General features: G+C 64.3%; 13 protein-coding genes and 1 pseudogene. 3 read left to right on the top strand and 11 right to left on the bottom strand.

What is annotated here, in order from left to right; all coding sequences use genetic code 11:
• Together Q0S71_RS01415 and Q0S71_RS01410 are read right to left on the bottom strand one after the other, a co-directional pair.
• Nucleotides 1–1,858: tetratricopeptide repeat protein (locus Q0S71_RS01415; RefSeq protein ID WP_295990289.1), on the bottom strand; the 1,858-nt coding region annotated here is incomplete at its 3' end.
• Between the two features lie 10 nt (nucleotides 1,859–1,868).
• A complete protein-coding gene (locus Q0S71_RS01410) occupies nucleotides 1,869–2,570 on the bottom strand; it encodes a toll/interleukin-1 receptor domain-containing protein (RefSeq protein ID WP_295990288.1) in 702 nt (233 codons plus the stop codon).
• A gap of 90 nt (nucleotides 2,571–2,660) precedes the next feature.
• On the opposite strand from Q0S71_RS01410, the pseudogene Q0S71_RS01405 reads away from it, so the two are divergent.
• Nucleotides 2,661–3,636, top strand: a pseudogene (locus Q0S71_RS01405) (NADPH:quinone oxidoreductase family protein).
• Nucleotides 3,637–3,757: 121 nt separating this feature from the next.
• On the opposite strand, the gene Q0S71_RS01400 reads toward Q0S71_RS01405, so the two are convergent.
• Nucleotides 3,758–5,776: an ATP-dependent DNA helicase gene (locus Q0S71_RS01400; protein WP_295990291.1), complete on the bottom strand. Its 2,019-nt coding sequence runs from the start codon at nucleotides 5,774–5,776 to the stop codon at nucleotides 3,758–3,760.
• A gap of 104 nt (nucleotides 5,777–5,880) precedes the next feature.
• Nucleotides 5,881–6,081: a DUF465 domain-containing protein gene (locus Q0S71_RS01395; protein WP_295990286.1), complete on the bottom strand. Its 201-nt coding sequence runs from the start codon at nucleotides 6,079–6,081 to the stop codon at nucleotides 5,881–5,883.
• 207 nt (nucleotides 6,082–6,288) lie between these two features.
• Between Q0S71_RS01395 and Q0S71_RS01390 the strand changes: the two genes are divergently transcribed.
• Nucleotides 6,289–7,095: a PP2C family serine/threonine-protein phosphatase gene (locus Q0S71_RS01390; RefSeq protein WP_295990284.1), complete on the top strand. Its 807-nt coding sequence runs from the start codon at nucleotides 6,289–6,291 to the stop codon at nucleotides 7,093–7,095.
• A 4-nt stretch (nucleotides 7,096–7,099) separates the two neighbouring features.
• Here Q0S71_RS01390 and Q0S71_RS01385 read toward each other — a convergent pair whose 3' ends face one another.
• The 6 genes from Q0S71_RS01385 to Q0S71_RS01360 form a co-directional block, all read right to left on the bottom strand.
• Nucleotides 7,100–7,996, bottom strand: coding sequence for a hypothetical protein (locus Q0S71_RS01385; RefSeq protein ID WP_295990282.1), 897 nt, complete (start codon nucleotides 7,994–7,996; stop codon nucleotides 7,100–7,102).
• 19 nt (nucleotides 7,997–8,015) lie between these two features.
• Nucleotides 8,016–9,113, bottom strand: coding sequence for a cell division protein ZapE (zapE, locus tag Q0S71_RS01380; RefSeq protein ID WP_295990280.1), 1,098 nt, complete (start codon nucleotides 9,111–9,113; stop codon nucleotides 8,016–8,018).
• A gap of 100 nt (nucleotides 9,114–9,213) precedes the next feature.
• Nucleotides 9,214–10,650 (bottom strand): dihydrolipoyl dehydrogenase, encoded by a 1,437-nt coding sequence (gene lpdA, locus Q0S71_RS01375; RefSeq protein WP_295990278.1) that lies wholly within the window; start codon nucleotides 10,648–10,650, stop codon nucleotides 9,214–9,216.
• 4 nt (nucleotides 10,651–10,654) lie between these two features.
• Nucleotides 10,655–11,035, bottom strand: coding sequence for a PspC domain-containing protein (locus tag Q0S71_RS01370; protein WP_295990276.1), 381 nt, complete (start codon nucleotides 11,033–11,035; stop codon nucleotides 10,655–10,657).
• Nucleotides 11,036–11,183: 148 nt separating this feature from the next.
• Nucleotides 11,184–12,440 carry a 2-oxoglutarate dehydrogenase complex dihydrolipoyllysine-residue succinyltransferase gene (gene odhB, locus Q0S71_RS01365; protein ID WP_295990274.1) on the bottom strand — a complete coding sequence of 419 codons (1,257 nt, stop codon included), beginning with the start codon at nucleotides 12,438–12,440 and terminating at the stop codon, nucleotides 11,184–11,186.
• Nucleotides 12,441–12,517: 77 nt separating this feature from the next.
• The gene (locus tag Q0S71_RS01360) at nucleotides 12,518–15,373 is read right to left on the bottom strand and encodes a 2-oxoglutarate dehydrogenase E1 component (protein WP_295990272.1); all 2,856 of its coding nucleotides are present in this window, start codon (nucleotides 15,371–15,373) and stop codon (nucleotides 12,518–12,520) included.
• Nucleotides 15,374–15,785: 412 nt separating this feature from the next.
• Here Q0S71_RS01360 and Q0S71_RS01355 point away from each other — a divergent pair, with 412 nt between their 5' ends.
• Nucleotides 15,786–16,166, top strand: coding sequence for a BlaI/MecI/CopY family transcriptional regulator (locus Q0S71_RS01355; RefSeq protein WP_295990270.1), 381 nt, complete (start codon nucleotides 15,786–15,788; stop codon nucleotides 16,164–16,166).
• A gap of 65 nt (nucleotides 16,167–16,231) precedes the next feature.
• On the opposite strand, the gene Q0S71_RS01350 is transcribed toward Q0S71_RS01355, so the two are convergent.
• On the bottom strand, nucleotides 16,232–16,672 hold the full coding sequence (locus Q0S71_RS01350) for a hypothetical protein (protein WP_295990268.1): 441 nt from the start codon (nucleotides 16,670–16,672) through the stop codon (nucleotides 16,232–16,234).
• Between the last annotated feature and the right edge of the window lie 81 nt (nucleotides 16,673–16,753).

Here is a 16,753-nt window from a genome sequence, read left to right as displayed (position 1 = left end):
GCCACGGCGGCGGCAGGCGGGCGGCGGCGTGCGGGCGCTGGCCGGGATAGGCGGCGCCGGCCGCGCTCTGCCGCAATTCCAGCGGCGCCGGCGGCTCGCCCAGCGCCGCCAGCACCGTGTCGAGCTCGACGCGCACCTCCTCGGTGCCGGCGTGGCTGGCGCCCTGCCTCGCCAGCTGGGCCCGCAACACCGTCTCGAACAGGCTGCGCGCGGCCGCGTAGTCGCCCTGCCGCGCCAGCACCCGCGCCAGCGCCGTCTTGCTGCGCAGCGTGTCCGGATGTTCGGAGCCGAGCAGGCGCTTGCGCGCCGCCACCACCTGTTCCCATTCCAGCCGCGCGCTGTGCCAGTCGCCCAGCTGGAACAGGATGTGGGCGTGGCCGTCCCGGCAGGCCAGCGTGGCCAGGTGGTCGGGACCGTGGCGGCGCAAATAGGCGTCGAGCACGGTTTGCTGCAAGGCCAGCGCATCGTCGGCCTCGCCCTGCTGCGCCAGCGTGGTCGCCAAGCTGGCCTGGGCCGCCAGCGTATCGGGATGGTCGGCGCCCTGCAAGCGTACGCGGGCGTCGACTATGCATTCTTCGAGGAAGCGGGCCTCGTCCAGCTTGCCCTGCTGGCGCAGCATGGCGGCCAGGTTGGCCTTGCTGTACAGCGTGTCGACGTGGTCTTCGCCGAGCACGCGCAGCCGCAGCGTCATGCTTTCGTCGAAGCAGGTGCAGGCCTGGGCCGGCTTGCCCTCGCGCCGGTACAGCTCGCCGAGCCGGTTCAAGTCGCGCGCCATCGGCAGCGCCACCGCGCGCGCGCCGCCGTCGGCGATGGCGGCGCGCGCTTCGGTGATCGCCGCCAGCAGATAAATCTCGCGGCTGGACTGCCACGGAAAATAGCCGCCGGCCAGCCAGTCGAGGAAGGCGTTGAAGGTGCGGGTCAGCGAAAAACGGTCGCCGCCCTGGTCGATGCGCACCGCCAGTTGCTCGCCGTAGGCGAAGGTCTTGGTCTGCTGCAACTGGACTTCATCGAAATAGCTTTCCAGACTCAGCTGCGAGATGCCGTAGCAGTCGGTCAGCAGACGCTCGAACATCGGCTGGTAGCCGGCGATGCCCAGTTGCGGATCGCCGTGGCGCCACTGGGCGCGCTGGGCGCTGTCGCCCATTTCTATGCGCGACGGCAAGGGATAGACCAGCAGCGGACGTTGTTCGTCCTCGTGGCTGCCGCGATAGCTGGTGGCGCGCGTGACCAGCGCCCGCACGCCCTCCAGGCTCTGGCGGTTGGGCGTGAAGACGACGACGAGCTTTCTGGGCAGCAAAGTGGCGCAGATGCCGGCGCTGTCGGTGCGGCCGGTGCGCGAATCGACCAGCACGTAGCGGAAATGGCGGGCCAGATTATCGGCGAAGCAACGGAACAGCGCCGGGCAGCTGTCGAACAGCTCGTTCCAGCGCAGATGGGCCAGGCGTTCGCTGTAACTGTCGTCGAAGCGGCCGGCGCGCATCAGATATAAAGAGCTGCCCTGGTCGACGCGCGTCACATATTGCTCCCAGCCGATGGCGGCCAGCACCTCGTGGGCCAGTTCATCGTCGTCGAGCGCGGCGGCGCTGCGGCGGCGCAAGCGCAATTGCTCGCGGCAGGCCTCGAAAAACTCCAGCACGCCGGGGCCGGCCTCGTGCTTGTCGAAATAGTGGTGCAGGCCCGGCGCTTCCAGATCCCAATCGATCATTAGGATGGGGACGGTGGCGTTCTGGCGCCGCGCCAGCATAACGGCGATATTCGACAGCGCCATCGTACGGCCGGTGCCGCCCTTGTAGGAATAAAAGGTGACGACTTCGCCGGGAGCGGTCAGCGGTGGCAGCGACAGGTGCGAGAGTTCCATGGCTTAGCCTTTAGCGTGGGAAATGAGGTGGCGGGATGGCGCGCCATTCCGGCGGGATGTCCGGCAGCACGAAGCTGCCGCAGTCATGGGCCGGTGGCGTGCATTGTTTTAAACAGTGGTAATGGCTGGCGATGCGCTGCACTATTTTGTCGAGGTCGGGCAGAAAATCGGGATTGGTCTTGAGCTCGCCGCTGGCCAGCGTGTAGCGCGAAAAATCGACGTACATGCCGGGGCCGGTGATTTGCGGCGGCAAGCCGTTCGGGTGGCGCGTCATGACCACCGGAATAATCAGGTGGCTGGGCAGCGGATACCACAGCCGGCGCTCTTGCTCGATCAGTTGCATCGCGGCAAATTCGCGCCGGGTATAGCCGTGGGCTTCGTATTTCGGCGTATAGATAGCAATCATGCACGCGCTCTCGCACAGGGCGAGCGCGATGCGCTGGTCCAGGTCGTCACCGCCGCCGAGCTGCTCGCTGTCGACGAACAATTCATTTTCGGTATCGAAATGCGGTTCCAGATAGCATTTAAGCGCATCAATCAAATCATTCTTGAACTTGCTCATGTACGCATGACGGCCATGGGCATAACTCAAGAAACAGCCGTAGCGGACAGTCATGGCATCCTCCTGTTTCTTCCGGGCCGGGCACGGTACGCTGACCAACTCTAACAATCTGAACCGCCCGCACTTTGCGCGCGCGCAAAGTCGCGCCAAGCATATCCTTGTTGAACCGTGTTGACTTTCAGGCATAATTGAAAAATCAAACGGTCGTACTATTTCTAAAAATCACCAGGAGACAAAACAATGCAAGCCATCGTATGCAAAGCGTGGGGACCGCCGGACAGCCTGGTCGTGGAAGACTTGCCGGACCTGCAAGCGGCGCCCGGCCACGTCGTGCTGGACGTCAGGCGGCCGGCGTCAACTTCCCCGACGTGCTCATTATTCAGGGCAAGTATCAATTCAACCTACCCTGCCGTTCACGCCGGGCAGCGAAGTGGCGGGCGTGGTGCGCGAGGTGGGCGCCGGCGTCAGCGGTATCAAGGTCGGCGACCGCGTCATCGGGCTCACGTCCGTCGGCGGTTTCGCGCAGCAATTGATGGTGCAGGCGCAGGCGTTGATGCCCATGCCGCCGGGGATGGATTTCGACACGGCGGCCGCCATTACCCTCACCTACGGCACCTCGTACCACGCCGTGGTCGATAGAGCCACGCTAAAAATTGGCGAGACCATGCTATTTCTGGGCGCGGCTGGCGGGGTGGGACTGGCCGCCATCGAGATCGGAAAAGCGCTCGGCGCCCGTGTGATCGCGGCCGCCTCCACGGATGCCAAGCTGGACGTGTGCAAAGCACACGGCGCCGATGCCGTCATCAATTACAGCAAGGAAGACTTGCGCGCCGCCATCAAGGCCGCGACCGGCGGCCAGGGGCCGGACGTGATTTACGATCCGGTCGGCGGCGAATACACGGAAGCGGCCTTCCGCACCATCGGCTGGCGCGGCCGTTATCTGGTGGTGGGCTTCGCCAACGGCGCAATTCCGGCGCTGCCGCTGAACCTGACCCTGCTCAAAGGCGCGTCGCTGATCGGCGTGTTTTGGGGCGAGTTCGTGAAGCGCGAGCCGGCAGCGCATCTGGCAGCGATGCGGCAATTACTGGCTTGGTTGGCGGAAGGGAAGATCAAGCCGCGCATTTCGGCACGCTACGCGCTGGCCGATACGGCGCAGGCGCTGAACGATATGGCGGCGCGCAAGGTCACCGGCAAGGTCGTGATTTTGCCGGGCTGAGCGCCAGGATGATGGCCGAGGTGATCGCGGGGTGAGTGCCAACGCGGCCGCCGGCGGACATCGGACCCCGAATCAAGCGGCCGCAGCCCGCCCGCTATTATTGCAAAATAAAAACCAAAAGTTACGAGGCGGCTTTCTCGGCCGCCGCCAGCGCATCCATATTCTGGAGGAATTCGATCACCTCGACCTCCTCCCGCGTGCGCTTGAAGGACGGCAGACTCTGCCAGATGCGCTTGCCGTAAGGCTTGGAAATCACGCGCGGATCGCACAGCATCAGCACGCCCCGGTCGCCCTCGTCGCGGATCAAACGGCCGGCGCCCTGCTTCAGGTTGATGATCGCTTCCGGCAAGGTGTGGTGCATAAAGCCATTCATGCCCTGCTTTTCCATCACCTCGATGCGGGCCGCCAGCACCGGATCGTCGGGCGGCGCGAACGGCAGCTTGTCGATGATGACCAGCGACAGCGCGTCGCCGCGCACGTCGACGCCTTCCCAGAAACTCTGGCTGCCGATCAGCACGCCATTGCCGGCCTTGCGGAACTGGTCCAGCAATTCGGTGCGGCCACGGTCGCCCTGCACGAACAGCGGATAGTTCAGGCCGCGCTTCTCGAATTCGTCGCGCAGGCGTTCGGCAGCCCGCTTGACGGCGCGCAGGGTCGTGCACAAGAGGAAAGTGCGCCCGCCGGCCGCCTCGATGATGGGTAGAGCCTTGTCGAGCACGGCGTCGGTATAGCCCAGCGAATTGGGATCGGGCAAGTTCTGCGGCACATACAAAATGCCCTGCTCTTCGTAATTGAAGGGGCTGGGCCACGATTTGGACGGCTCGTCGACCAGGCCCATCTGCGAAGCGAAGTGCTTGAAGTCGTTTTTGACGGCCAGTGTGGCCGACGTGAAGATCCAGCTGCGCGGCACGCCTTCGCGCTGGCCGTTGAAGATGGGCGCGATCGACAGCGGCGTCTTGTGCAGCTGCAAGGAGGTGGTGTAGGCCTCGACCCAGAACACGGCCTCGGCGCCGGCGTCGACCTTGGCTTTCGGGTCGAATTTCCACGCGGCCAGCTGCTGCGCCAGCTCGACGCCGCGCACCCGGCACTGTTCCAGCGTTTCGGCGCGGGCGGCCTGGCCTTCGAGCACGGCGATCATGCCGTCGAGCTCGTCCTTGAGCGTTTGCAGGGCCGGGAAAAAGTCGCTCGACGGCGCGATCTGCGGCAGCGACAGGCGCACGATGTCTTGCGGGAAAGTCAGGCGCAGGTCGCGCGCGGCCTTTTCGACGACGGTGACGACCTTGCCCCAGTCGGCGCCGTCGCGCGCGTTCGACAAGCCTTCGGCCAGGACGTCGCGGCACAGTTCCAGCACTTGCGAGGTGGAAAACGTGTCACCGAAGAACAGGGTGGCCGTGTCCGGCAGCTGGTGGGCCTCGTCGAAGATGATGGTGTTGGCGGATGGCAACAATTCAGCCACGCCCGTGTCCTTCAGCGCCACGTCGGCGAAGAACAGGTGGTGGTTGACGACGACCACGTCGGCCTGCTGGGCTTCCTTGCGCGCCTTCATGACGAAGCAATCCTGATAATACTGGCACTCGGCGCCCATGCAATTGTCGCGCGTGGACGTGACCAGGTTCCAGATCAGCGCGTTTTCCGGCACTTTGGCCAGCTCGGCCTTGTCGCCGGAGCTGGTCATCTTCAGGAAGCGCGAGATTTCGCGCAGGTGGCCGACGTCGTCGCGCGACGTCATGCGGCCGTTTTGCAGCGTGCGCTCCAGGTGGTAGTGGCAGACGTAGTTGGAGCGACCCTTGAGCAGCGCGACGGAGACCGGCGCCTGCAAGGCGGCGCGCACGGTCGGGATGTCGCGCAAGAACAGCTGGTCCTGCAAGTTCTTGGTGCCGGTCGAGACGATGGTCTTGCCGCCCCACAACAACGCCGGCACCAGGTAGGCGAAGGTCTTGCCCGTGCCGGTGCCGGCCTCGGCCATCAGCGTGCTCTGGTCGGCGATCGCCTGCGCGACGGCCTTGGCCATCTCGGTTTGCGAACGGCGCGGCCGGTAACTGCCGACCGCCGGGCTGAGCGGTCCGCCGGCGCCGAACAGGCGCTCGATCTCGGCGTCGTGCTTGCCCGGCGGCGGGGCCGGGATTTCCTGCGTGGCCACGGCCGCGTGGGCGGGCCGGTCGGGCGGGACGGCGGACGTGAGGGCGGACGATGAGTGGTGTTCGGTCAAAATATACTTAGTTGTGGCGGGCGGCGGGCGGCCGCTCAGGCCGGGACATCGGGCACCAGCTGCATCTTCAGCAGCGTGATGTAGTCTTTCAGCTGCAATTTGCGCTTTTTCAGGCGCCGCAGTTGCAACTGATCGTGGTGGCCGTCGAGGGTCAACATGTCGATCACGGCGTCGAGATCGCGGTGCTCGACGTCCAGTTCCACTAGCCTGCGCTGAATTTCCTGTGCATCAGTCATAATTCGCTATGTTTTCTGTTACAAATTGCCGGGCGCGCAACGGGCAGTTGCGCATACAATCAAATTAGTTTCGTTCCGCCAACACCAATACTTGCAACAAAAGCGCATACCGGTGCATAGTTTAATCTACGGCGGCCCCGCCGCCAACCAGATTGATCCGCAACACGAATCAAGGCCGCCGCCGGCCGCCTAGGATACAGTGTATTTATGAGTACATACAAAATAGAGGCCGGAACCGCCCAGCATATCGGGAACCGGCCGCAACAAAACGACCGCACCGCCCTGTACACGGCGGCCAAGGCACCCGGCTATGTGATGGCGGTGCTGGCCGACGGCGTCAGCGGCGGCGCCCTGGCGTCGGAGCAGGTGTTGCACACCAGCAAGCACCTGTTCGACGAATTCCGCGCCGGCGACGCGCCCAGCCTGCCGCGCCTGGCCGACCTGCTGCGCAACATCGTCCGCGAAGCGCACGACATCATCAAGATGAATCCGGTCGCCGCCACCAGCGAACCGCAGAGCACGCTGACCATATTGATCTTGACGCCGCTGGGCCAGGCGATCTGGGCGCACGTGGGCGATTCACGGCTGTATCATTTTCATGGCGGGAATTGCGTCCTGCGCAGCAATGACACGGCCTATGTCAAGCACCTCGTCAGCGAGGACCAGCTGCCGCTCGAAGCGGCCAGGAAGCACCGCAATTCGAAACTGCTCAGCAATGTGCTGGGCAGCCGCTTCAAGGTGCCCTATGTGACCATAGGCACGCACGAGGGCTTGCGGGCCGGCGATGCGTTTTTGCTGTGCTCGGACGGCTTGTGGCAGTATTTCACCGACGCCGAACTGGCCGCCGTCGTGGCCCGCAATCCGCCGCGCATGGCGTCGGAAAAGCTGATTAACAAGGCCATCGAACGGGCCCAGGGCAAGGGCGACAATTGTTCGATGGCCATCATCAAGCTGGTCGCGCCGCCCAAGGATGTACCGAATTACACGGTACAGAAAATGGGCCGCGCCGTTTAGCCGCTTACTGTTTCGGCTGGGGCGCCGAGGCGGACGCCGCCGCCGAAGCCGCCGCCGCATCGGCCTTCTTCTTCGTGTCCGCCGCCTTGGCGGCTTTTTTCGCCGCCACGTCGGCGGCGTGCTGCGCCGTATCGGCCTTTTTCTTCGCGAACGCGGCCGCATTGGCGGCGCGCTGGCCCACTTTGGCCGCCTCGTCCGCCTGCTGGCGTTTGGCCTTGGCGTCGTGCTCGGCGATGCGCTGGGCCACGGACGGGCCGCTGACCGGCGACGGCGGCGCCGACGGCGCGGCCGGCGCCTTGACGGGCGCGGCCTGGCGCTGGGCTTCGTCTTCGGCATCCTTGCGGGCGCGCTCGACGAGCTCGGCATCGCGCCGCTTCACTTCGTCTTCACGCTTGTAGTGGTTGGCTTCGACTTCGATGGCGCGCAAGTTCGATAACACGACGCGGCGCTTTTCCTTGGCCTTGTCGAGGCAGATATTGACGAAGAATTTGTTGTAGCAGATCGCTTCGCTGGCCGCGTATTCATTGGCGGCGGCGGCGCGGCCGGCGGCCACGTCGGCCAGCTTGGCGTCGGCCTCGGCGATGGAATGCGTCAACGGCACCTTATAGATGCTGGGGCTATGGTCGGCCAGCGGACCGGCCAGCAGCTCGGCGGCGTTCGGCATCACGGCCGGCGGCCGCGGCGCCACCGACGTCGCGGCGGGGATGTGCTCCGGCGGCTGCGTCTGTGCCGGCGTCACTGGCGGCGCCTCCAGCGCGGCCGGCGTCGGCATCGCCGTCGAGGTCGGCGCCGGCGTGTCGGCCTGCGTGGCCGGCGGCATTTGCGACTGCGCCTGCGCTTGCGCTTGCGCGCCCCAGACCAGCATGGTCGCCAGCATCGTTGTTTTTATCGTTAGTGCCATAGCGTTATCCTAAAATGCCTCAGGCCAGCGCGTCGGCTGCGCCGCGCTGCTCTTTATCCATGTATGCGCGCGACTGCATCTCGACGATGCGGGAAACCGTGCGGTGAAATTCGTTGGCCATCATGCAGTTGGTGTACAGCTCTTCGGGCGCCACTTCGGCCGACATCAGCAGCTTCACGTTCTGATCGTAGAACACGTCGATCAGCCAGGTGAAGCGGCGCGCCTCCGACGACATCGCCGCCGACATCATCGGAATCCCGGACAATATCACGGTATGGTAGCGGCTGGCGATTTCCAGATAGTCGTTTTGCGAGCGCGGCCCGCCGCACAGGGTCGCGAAGTCGAACCAGATGATGGAGCCGGCGCGCCGCAGCGCGCGGATTTCGCGCGACTCTATCATCACGCGCGGATCCTCGTCGGCGCGGTCGGCGATTTTCGCGTAGGCGTCGCGCAGCGACTTGTCGGTGGCCGCGCCCAGCGGCGTGTAATAGGACTCGACCTGTTCGAGCGCGCGGCCGCGGTAGTCGACGCCGGCGTCGACGTTCATCACGTCCATCTTTTCCTTGAGCAGCGCGATGGTCGGCAAGATGCGGTCGCGGTGCAGGCCGTCCGGGTACAGCAGCTCGGGATCGTAGTTCGACGTCATGATGAAGGAGACGCCGTTGTCGAACAGCGCCGACAGCAGGTTATACATGATCATCGCGTCGGCCACGTCGGAGATGTGGAATTCGTCGAAGCAGATCAGGCGGTATTTGCGGGCGATGCGGCGCGCCACTTCCTGCAGGGGATCGGCGACGCCGGTCAGCTCGTCGAGCTGGCGGTGCACGCCGCGCATGAATTCGTGGAAGTGCAGCCGGGTCTTGCGCACCAGCGGCACCACCGAATAAAAACTGTCCATCAAAAACGATTTGCCGCGCCCCACCCCGCCCCACATGTAGACGCCGCGCGGCACGTCGGGACGGTTGATGAAGCGCTTGAAACTGTTCGAGCGCTGGCCCTTGTAGGCGACCCATTCGTCGTAGGCGATTTGCAGCCGGTCGACGGCGGCGCGCTGGGCGGCGTCGGCCTTGAAGTCGCGCTCTTGCAGCGCGTGCTCGTAAAACTCTTGGACGTTCATGGAATTCGATTCAGTGCGAGGAGACTGCGCATGAAAAACGGCGGGCGCCGCATCGCTCCACACGATGGCGTGGAACGACAGGGCGCCCGCCGCATGCGGCTTAGAAGTTCAAGGTGCGCTTGTCGATCGCCAGCGCGGCTTCCTTGGTCGCTTCCGACAGCGATGGGTGGGCGTGGCAGATGCGGGCGATGTCTTCGGCCGAGGCCTTGAACTCCATCGCGACGACGGCTTCCGAAATCAGCTCCGAGGCCATCGGTCCGATGATGTGGACGCCGAGGATTTCATCGGTCGTGGCATCGGCCAGGAACTTGACGAAGCCGGTGGTGTCGCCCAGCGCACGGGCGCGGCCGTTGGCCAGGAAGGGGAAGCTGCCCGACTTGTAGGCCACGCCGGCCGCTTTGAGCTGCTGCTCGGTCTGGCCGACCCAGGCGATTTCCGGCGAGGTGTAGATGACCCACGGGATGGTGTTGAAGTTGGTGTGGCCGTGCTGGCCGGCGATGCGCTCGGCGACGGCGACGCCCTCTTCTTCCGCCTTGTGCGCCAGCATCGGACCGCGCACGACGTCGCCGATCGCCCACACGTTGGGCAGGTTGGTCTTGCAGTCGTGGTCGACTGCGATGAAGCCGCGCTCGTCCAGTTGCAGGCCGGCCTTGTCGGCGGCCAGGCCGTCGGTGTTCGGGGTGCGGCCGATGGAGATAATCAAGCGGTCGAACACGGCGCTCTGGGCTTCGCCCTTGGCGTTTTCATATTCGACGGTGACGTCGTTCTTGCCCGGCGTGATCTTGCCGATCTTGCAGCCGAGGTTGATGCCCAGGCCCTGCTTGGTGAACTGCTTGAGCGCTTCCTTGGCGACCTGTTCGTCGACGGCGCCCAGGAACACGGGCAAGCCTTCGAGCACGGTCACTTCGGCGCCCAGGCGGCGCCACACGGAACCCATTTCGAGGCCGATGACGCCGGCGCCGATCACGCCCAGCTTCTTCGGCACCACGCCGGCCGACAGCGCGCCGTCGTTCGACAGGATCAGTTTTTCATCGAACGGGGCGCCCGGCAGCGTGCGCGCGTTGGAGCCGGTGGCGACGATGACGTGCTTGGCGCTGATGGTCTCGGCGGCCGGGCCGCTGATGGCCAGCTGATAGCCTTCGGCCGTGGCGGCGCCGGCGAAGGCGGCGCGGCCGTGGAAGAAGGCGACCTTGTTTTTCTTGAACAGGTAAAGGATGCCGTCGTTGTTTTGCTTGACGACGGTTTCTTTACGCTTGAGCATTTGCGGCAGGTTCAGCGTCAGGCCGGCGACGTCGATGCCGTGCTCGGCGAACGAGTGGCCGGCGTGCTCGTAGTGCTCGGACGACTGCAGCAGCGCCTTCGACGGGATGCAGCCGACGTTGGTGCAGGTGCCGCCCGGCGCCGGGCCGCCCTTGGCGTTTTCCCAGGCGTCGACGCAGGCGACGGAAAAGCCCAGCTGCGCCGCGCGGATGGCGGCGATGTAGCCGCCGGGGCCGGCGCCGATGACGACGACGTCAAATTGTTTTGGAGTGCTCATTATTTTAATTCCCAATCATGTCTTCGTCCGGGACGAAGATCCATAGCAATAGGTAAATCACCAGTCCGAATCCGAACGAGAGCGTAAACAGCACGAAGATCAAGCGCCAGATCCACGACTCCATGCCCGACGACAGACCGAGGCCGCCGCACACGCCACCGAGCCAGCGGTCGTTGCGGGAACGGCGGAAACGGTTGACGTCGCGCGCGAAGTCGGCGCCGGCATCGGCGTCGGCGTGCGGCGCCGGGCCGGATGAAAACGGCGCGCCGCCCTGGCCCGGGTCGGAATCGAGCAACCGAGCCTTGGCCCGCGCGAATTCCTCGTCGGTCAAGGCGCCGGCCTGGTGCAGTTCGTGCAAACGCTTGATTTCTTCGGAGACGATCATGCCTTACCTCTCGTTGAAACCCGGGGCGGAAACCGGGGTCAGACCCCGTTTGAGTTCAGCGGCCGCGGCCGGCGTCCTCAAGGCGGGTCTGACCCCGGGCGGCTGCCCGGGTCGAACCGGTGATGATGCGAAGCTTACAAGACTAGCCTTACAGGTCCAGCAGCAGGCGGGCCGGATCTTCCAGCGCCTCCTTCATGGCCACCAGGCCCAGCACGGCTTCGCGGCCGTCGATGATGCGGTGGTCGTAGGACATCGCCAGATAGTTCATCGGACGCACCACGATCTGGCCGTTTTCGACGACGGCGCGGTCCTTGGTCGCATGCACGCCCAGGATGGCCGACTGCGGCGGGTTGATGATGGGGGTCGACAGCATGGAGCCGAAGGTGCCGCCGTTCGAGATCGAGAAGGTGCCGCCGGTCAGGTCGTCCAGCGTCAGCTTGCCGTCCTTGGCCTTGGCGCCGAATTCGCCGATTTTCTTTTCGATGTCGGCGATCGACAGCTGGTCGGCGTTGCGGATGATGGGCACGACCAGGCCGCGCGGCGAACCGACGGCGATGCCGATGTCGAAGTAACCGTGGTAGACGATGTCGTTGCCGTCCACCGAGGCGTTGATGATGGGGTATTTCTTCAGCGCGGCGACGGCGGCCTTGACGAAGAAGGACATGAAGCCCAGCTTGACGCCGTGCTCTTTCTCGAACTTGTCCTTGTACTTGTTGCGCAGGTCGATCACCGGCTGCATGTTCACTTCATTGAACGTGGTCAGGATGGCGTTGGTCGACTGCGACTGCACCAGGCGCTCGGCGATGCGGGCGCGCAGGCGGCTCATCGGCACGCGCTCTTCCGGACGCTCGCCCAGGCTGGCGGCGGCCGGGGCGGCGATCGCTTGCAGTGCCGGCTTGGCGGCGGCGGGCGCCAACGGCGCGACGGCGACGACGGCCGGCTTGGCGGCGGCGGCCAGGGCGTCGCCCTTGGTGACGCGGCCATCCTTGCCGGAACCGTCGACCTGGCCGGCGCTCAGGCCGGCTTCGGACAGGATCTTGGCGGCGGCCGGCATGGCGATGTCGCCCTTGCTGCCGCCGGTGCTGGCGGCAGCGGCGGCGGCGGCGGGCGCGGCGGCGGCGGCAGGTACGGCCGACACTTCCATCGGGCTCACCTTGGCCGAACCATCGGTATCGATGATGGCGATGACTTCACCGGCGACGACGGTGGTGCCGTCGCCCTTGATGATCTGGACGATCACGCCGGCGGCCGGCGCCGGCAGTTCCAGCACCACTTTATCGGTTTCGATGTCGATCAGGTTTTCGTCGCGGGCGACGCTTTCGCCGACCTTTTTATGCCACGTCAGCATGGTTGCTTCTGCGACCGATTCCGACAATTGGGGAACCTTTACTTCGATTTGTGCCATTGTAAAACTCCGTTTTTGTTTGTGTGCGCGGCGCCGCTGCCGCCCGGCTCAGTGCCGGGCGGCGCGGCGCTCCATGATTATTTGGTGAGGATGAAGCCCTTGAGCTTGGAGAACGCCGTTTCCAGCAATTCCTTCTGCTGCGCGTAGTGCTTGTCGTAGTAACCGACGGCAGGCGACGCCGAGGCGGGACGACCGGCATACGCCAGGCGCTGGCCCGCTTCCATGCTCTCGAAGATGTTGTGCTGGATCTGGAACCACGGACCCTGGTTCTGCGGCTCGTCCTGGGCCCAGACCACTTCGGCCAGGTTGGGGAACTTTTTCAGCTCGGCGGCGAACGACTTGTGCGGGAACGGGTACAGCTGCTCGACACGGATGATGGCCGTGTCGGTCTGGCCGCGCGTCTTGCGGGCGTTGACCAGATCGTAGTAGACCTTGCCGGAGCAGGCCACCACGCGCTTGACCTTCTTGGCATCGATTTTTTCATCGACTTCACCGATGACGGTGTGGAAGGCGCCCTTGGCCAGGTCGGTCAGCGGCGAGCCGGCGTCCTTGTTGCGCAGCAGCGACTTCGGCGTCAGGATGACCAGCGGCTTGCGGAACTGACGCACCATCTGGCGACGCAGCAAGTGGAAGATCTGCGACGCGGACGTCGGCTGCACGACTTGCATATTGTTGTCCGCGCACAGTTGCAGGAAGCGTTCCGGACGGGCCGACGAGTGCTCGGGCCCCTGGCCTTCGTAGCCGTGCGGCAGCATCATCACCAGGCCGCAGGCGCGGCCCCACTTCACTTCGCCGGAGCTGATGAACTGGTCGATGACCACTTGGGCGCCGTTGGCGAAGTCGCCGAACTGGGCTTCCCAGATCGTCAGCGTGTTCGGTTCGGCGCTGGCGTAGCCGTATTCGAAGGCCAGCACGGCCTCCTCGGACAGCACGGAGTCAATGACGGTGAACGGCGCCTGCGTGTCGGAGACGTTTTCCAGCGGCACGTAGGAACCGGCATCCCACTTTTCACGGTTCTGGTCGTGCAGCACGGCGTGGCGGTGCACGAAAGTGCCGCGGCCGGCATCCTGGCCGGTCAGGCGGATGGCGTAGCCGGACGACACCAGCGAGGCGTAGGCCAGGTGTTCGCCCATGCCCCAGTCCAGGTTCATTTCGCCGCGGCCCATGGTGGCGCGGTCGCCCAGGACTTTTTCGACCAGCGAGTGGACCTTGAAGTTTTCCGGCACCGTCGTGATGCGGGTGGCCAGGCGCTTCAGTTCCGTCATCGGCACGGCCGTGTCGGCGCTGTCGGTCCACTTGCGGTTCAGGAACGGCAGCCAGTCGACCGCGTACTTGTTCTTGAAGTTGGAGATGACCGGGTCGACCGTGTGCTTGCCGGCGTCCATGGCGTCGCGGAAGGCCGCGATCATTTTCTCGCCGCCGTCGGCCGCGATCACGCCTTGCGCCGCCAGCTTGTCCGCGTACAGCTTGCGGGTGCCGGGATGCTGGCCGATCTTCTTGTACATCAGCGGCTGCGTCAGCGCCGGCGTGTCTTGCTCGTTGTGGCCGAGCTTGCGGTAGCAGATGATGTCGAGGACGATGTCCTTCTTGAATTCCATGCGGTAGTCGAGCGCGATCTGCGTCGCCAGCACGACCGCTTCCGGATCGTCGGCGTTGATGTGCAGCACCGGCGCTTCGATCATCTTGACCACGTCCGAGCAGTACAGCGTCGAACGCGCGTCGCGCGGGTCGGAGGTGGTGAAGCCGATCTGGTTGTTGATGACGATGTGCACCGTGCCGCCCGTGCCGTAGCCGCGGGTCTGCGCCAGGTTCAGCGTTTCCATCACCACGCCCTGGCCGGCGAAAGCGGCGTCGCCGTGGACCAGGATAGGCAGCACTTGCGCGCCCTCCTTGTCGCCGCGGCGGTCCATGCGGGCCTTGACGGAACCCTCGACGACCGGGTTGACGATTTCCAGGTGCGAGGGGTTGAACGCCAGCGACAGGTGGACCGGGCCGCCCGCGGTGGAGATGTCGGACGAGAAACCCTGGTGGTATTTGACGTCGCCGGCCGGCAGGTCGTCGCCGTGCTTGCCTTCGAATTCTTCGAACAAATCTTGCGGGGTCTTGCCCAGCGTGTTGACCAGCACGTTCAAACGGCCGCGGTGGGCCATGCCGATGACGATTTCCTGCACGCCTTTTTCGCCGGCGCGCTGGATGGTCTCATCGAGCGAGGCGATGAAGGTTTCGCCGCCTTCGAGCGAGAAGCGCTTCTGGCCGACATAGCGGGTGTGCAGATAGCGTTCCAGGCCTTCGGCCGCGGTTAGGCGGTCGAGGATGTGGATTTTTTTCTCGGGCGTGAAGCTCGGGGTCGAACGGATCGATTCCAGTTTTTCCTGCAGCCAGCGCTTTTCGGCCGGATCGGACACGTACATGAACTCGGCGCCGATGGAGCGGGTGTAGGTGTCGCGCAGGAAGTTGATCAGGTCGCGCAGGGTCGCGGTCTCTGGTCCGAAATAGGTGTTGCTGATATTGAAGACGATGTCCATGTCGGCATCGGTGAAGCCGTAGAAGCTCGGCTCGAGCTCGGGCAGCGAAGGACGTTCCTGGCGCTGCAGCGGATCGAGGTTGGCCCAATGGGTGCCGAGGTAGCGATAGGCGGCGATCAGCTGGGTCACGGCGACGCGCTTGCGGCCCATTTCGGCGTCGGCCGAGGCGGTCACGGTGCGGATCGGGCCGGCTTTCGCGCGTTCGGCGAAGGAGGCGATCACGGAGGCGTGGGCGACGTCGGGTTTGTTGGAGCCATCGACGGCCGGCACGTGTTGCATGGCGTCGAAATACGCGCGCCAGTTATCTGGCACGGAACCCGGGTTGTTGAGATACGCCTCGTACAGGTCTTCGACGTACGGAGCGTTCCCACCAAACAGGTAGGAGTTGGACGTAAATTGTTGCATCATATTGCTCACCTTTCTTCGCGCTTCGCGAGATTAGCGGGTTAATCTAACCTTCCGCGACACGGCCTGACCGGTTAGCGGATTGCACATCAAGTTGTGGGGAAGGGCTTTGTTTTCCATCGATACTGTAAAAACGGCCATTCAGAATAGCATCGGTATTGTATCGCAACAATGATTTATGCGATTAAATTCGGCGAGAATAAATGGCTTTTCGTCCGGCCGCGGCGGGCGCGGCGCCCAAATCGGCCGCAATATTGGCAGCTCGCCAACGAAGCGCGGCCGCTCGCGGTGGCTGGCGGTGGCTCGCGGTGGTATTGCCGCGCCGCCGCGCCAGCCCGCCGTGCCGCCATGGCGGGACTGGACAAGCGGGTCTAGATATTTTATTCTAAGTGCCACCCCGTTCCAGATCGCCGCCATGACCAGCCCCGCCCCGACCAAACCGACGCCCTCCGAACTGGAAATGCTGCGCCTGCTGTGGCAGAGCGGTCCGGCCACGGCCAGGCAGGTGCACCAGGCGGCGCAGGCGGCGCGGCCCGACATGAACTACGCCACCGTGCTGCGCCTGCTGCAAGTGATGCACACCAAGGGCTGGCTGACGCGCGACGAAAGCGCGCGCGCCCACGTCTACGCGCCGGCGCAGGAGCAGGACGCGCTGCAAACTAGCCTCATCAAGGAATTGATCCACAAGGCTTTTTCGGGCTCCGGCAAGGCGCTGGTGCTGGCCGCGCTGCGCGGCGGCCACGTCAGCAAGAAAGAGCGCGCGGAAATCCAGGCGCTGCTCGACCAGGACAAGTAAGGCGCCCGTCTTTAGCCGTTCACCTCCAACAGCGTCATCAATTGGTGCACCGGTCTTTTTTTGATTTAATGACATCGAAAACGCGGTCGTGCTGCGCGCCGGGAATCAAGTCTTTCAAATGCAAGACGCCGTCGCCAAGATTCAGAAACAGCGAGATAGCTCCGATCAACTTGATCCCGCCTCACCACGCGCAACAAGGTGATTACTTTTCGATCGAACAGAGGATCTTCTTCTATCGTCAATATCACACGGACTTCCTCGCTGACCCGCAAAACGAACAGGCTGGACTGTAGGCCCTCCGGCAACAAGATTTTTTGCGGCTGATAAATCCGCCGCATCGCCCCCAGGCTTCCCGCATCAAAAACCGCCGCATGCCGATCAATACTGGTGGCGACGCGCTCCCTGTCCCGCGGACTCAAGCGCTCAAGATCTTCTTCAAACCGCCGCGCGATATCAAATTGCAAATTCATATTTACCGTCCCATCGTGCCTCACCACATCGAACATTTTTATCCATATATCGCACACTCTGGTCTTCAAGTTCGCCAGCGTCAAGTCAACGCCGACCGATGCGCACTGAGCCTGGCC

The organism is Rugamonas sp., assembly GCF_025354735.1.
Classification (GTDB): domain Bacteria; phylum Pseudomonadota; class Gammaproteobacteria; order Burkholderiales; family Burkholderiaceae_D; genus Rugamonas.
The sequence above is the reverse complement of the archived record's forward strand: the minus strand, read 5'-3'. Positions and strand labels throughout refer to the sequence as shown.

Bases quoted from the DNA above. Each gene is read 5' to 3' on its own strand.
- Q0S71_RS01395 (WP_295990286.1), bottom strand. From the start codon at position 6,081: ATGACTGATGCACAGGAAATTCAGCGCAGGCTAGTGGAACTGGACGTC.
- Q0S71_RS01390 (WP_295990284.1), top strand. From the start codon at position 6,289: ATGAGTACATACAAAATAGAGGCCGGAACCGCCCAGCATATCGGGAAC.
- Q0S71_RS01385 (WP_295990282.1), bottom strand. From the start codon at position 7,996: ATGGCACTAACGATAAAAACAACGATGCTGGCGACCATGCTGGTCTGG.
- zapE (WP_295990280.1), bottom strand. From the start codon at position 9,113: ATGAACGTCCAAGAGTTTTACGAGCACGCGCTGCAAGAGCGCGACTTC.
- lpdA (WP_295990278.1), bottom strand. From the start codon at position 10,650: ATGAGCACTCCAAAACAATTTGACGTCGTCGTCATCGGCGCCGGCCCC.
- Q0S71_RS01370 (WP_295990276.1), bottom strand. From the start codon at position 11,035: ATGATCGTCTCCGAAGAAATCAAGCGTTTGCACGAACTGCACCAGGCC.
- odhB (WP_295990274.1), bottom strand. From the start codon at position 12,440: ATGGCACAAATCGAAGTAAAGGTTCCCCAATTGTCGGAATCGGTCGCA.
- Q0S71_RS01360 (WP_295990272.1), bottom strand. From the start codon at position 15,373: ATGATGCAACAATTTACGTCCAACTCCTACCTGTTTGGTGGGAACGCT.
- Q0S71_RS01355 (WP_295990270.1), top strand. From the start codon at position 15,786: ATGACCAGCCCCGCCCCGACCAAACCGACGCCCTCCGAACTGGAAATG.
- Q0S71_RS01350 (WP_295990268.1), bottom strand. From the start codon at position 16,672: ATGTTCGATGTGGTGAGGCACGATGGGACGGTAAATATGAATTTGCAA.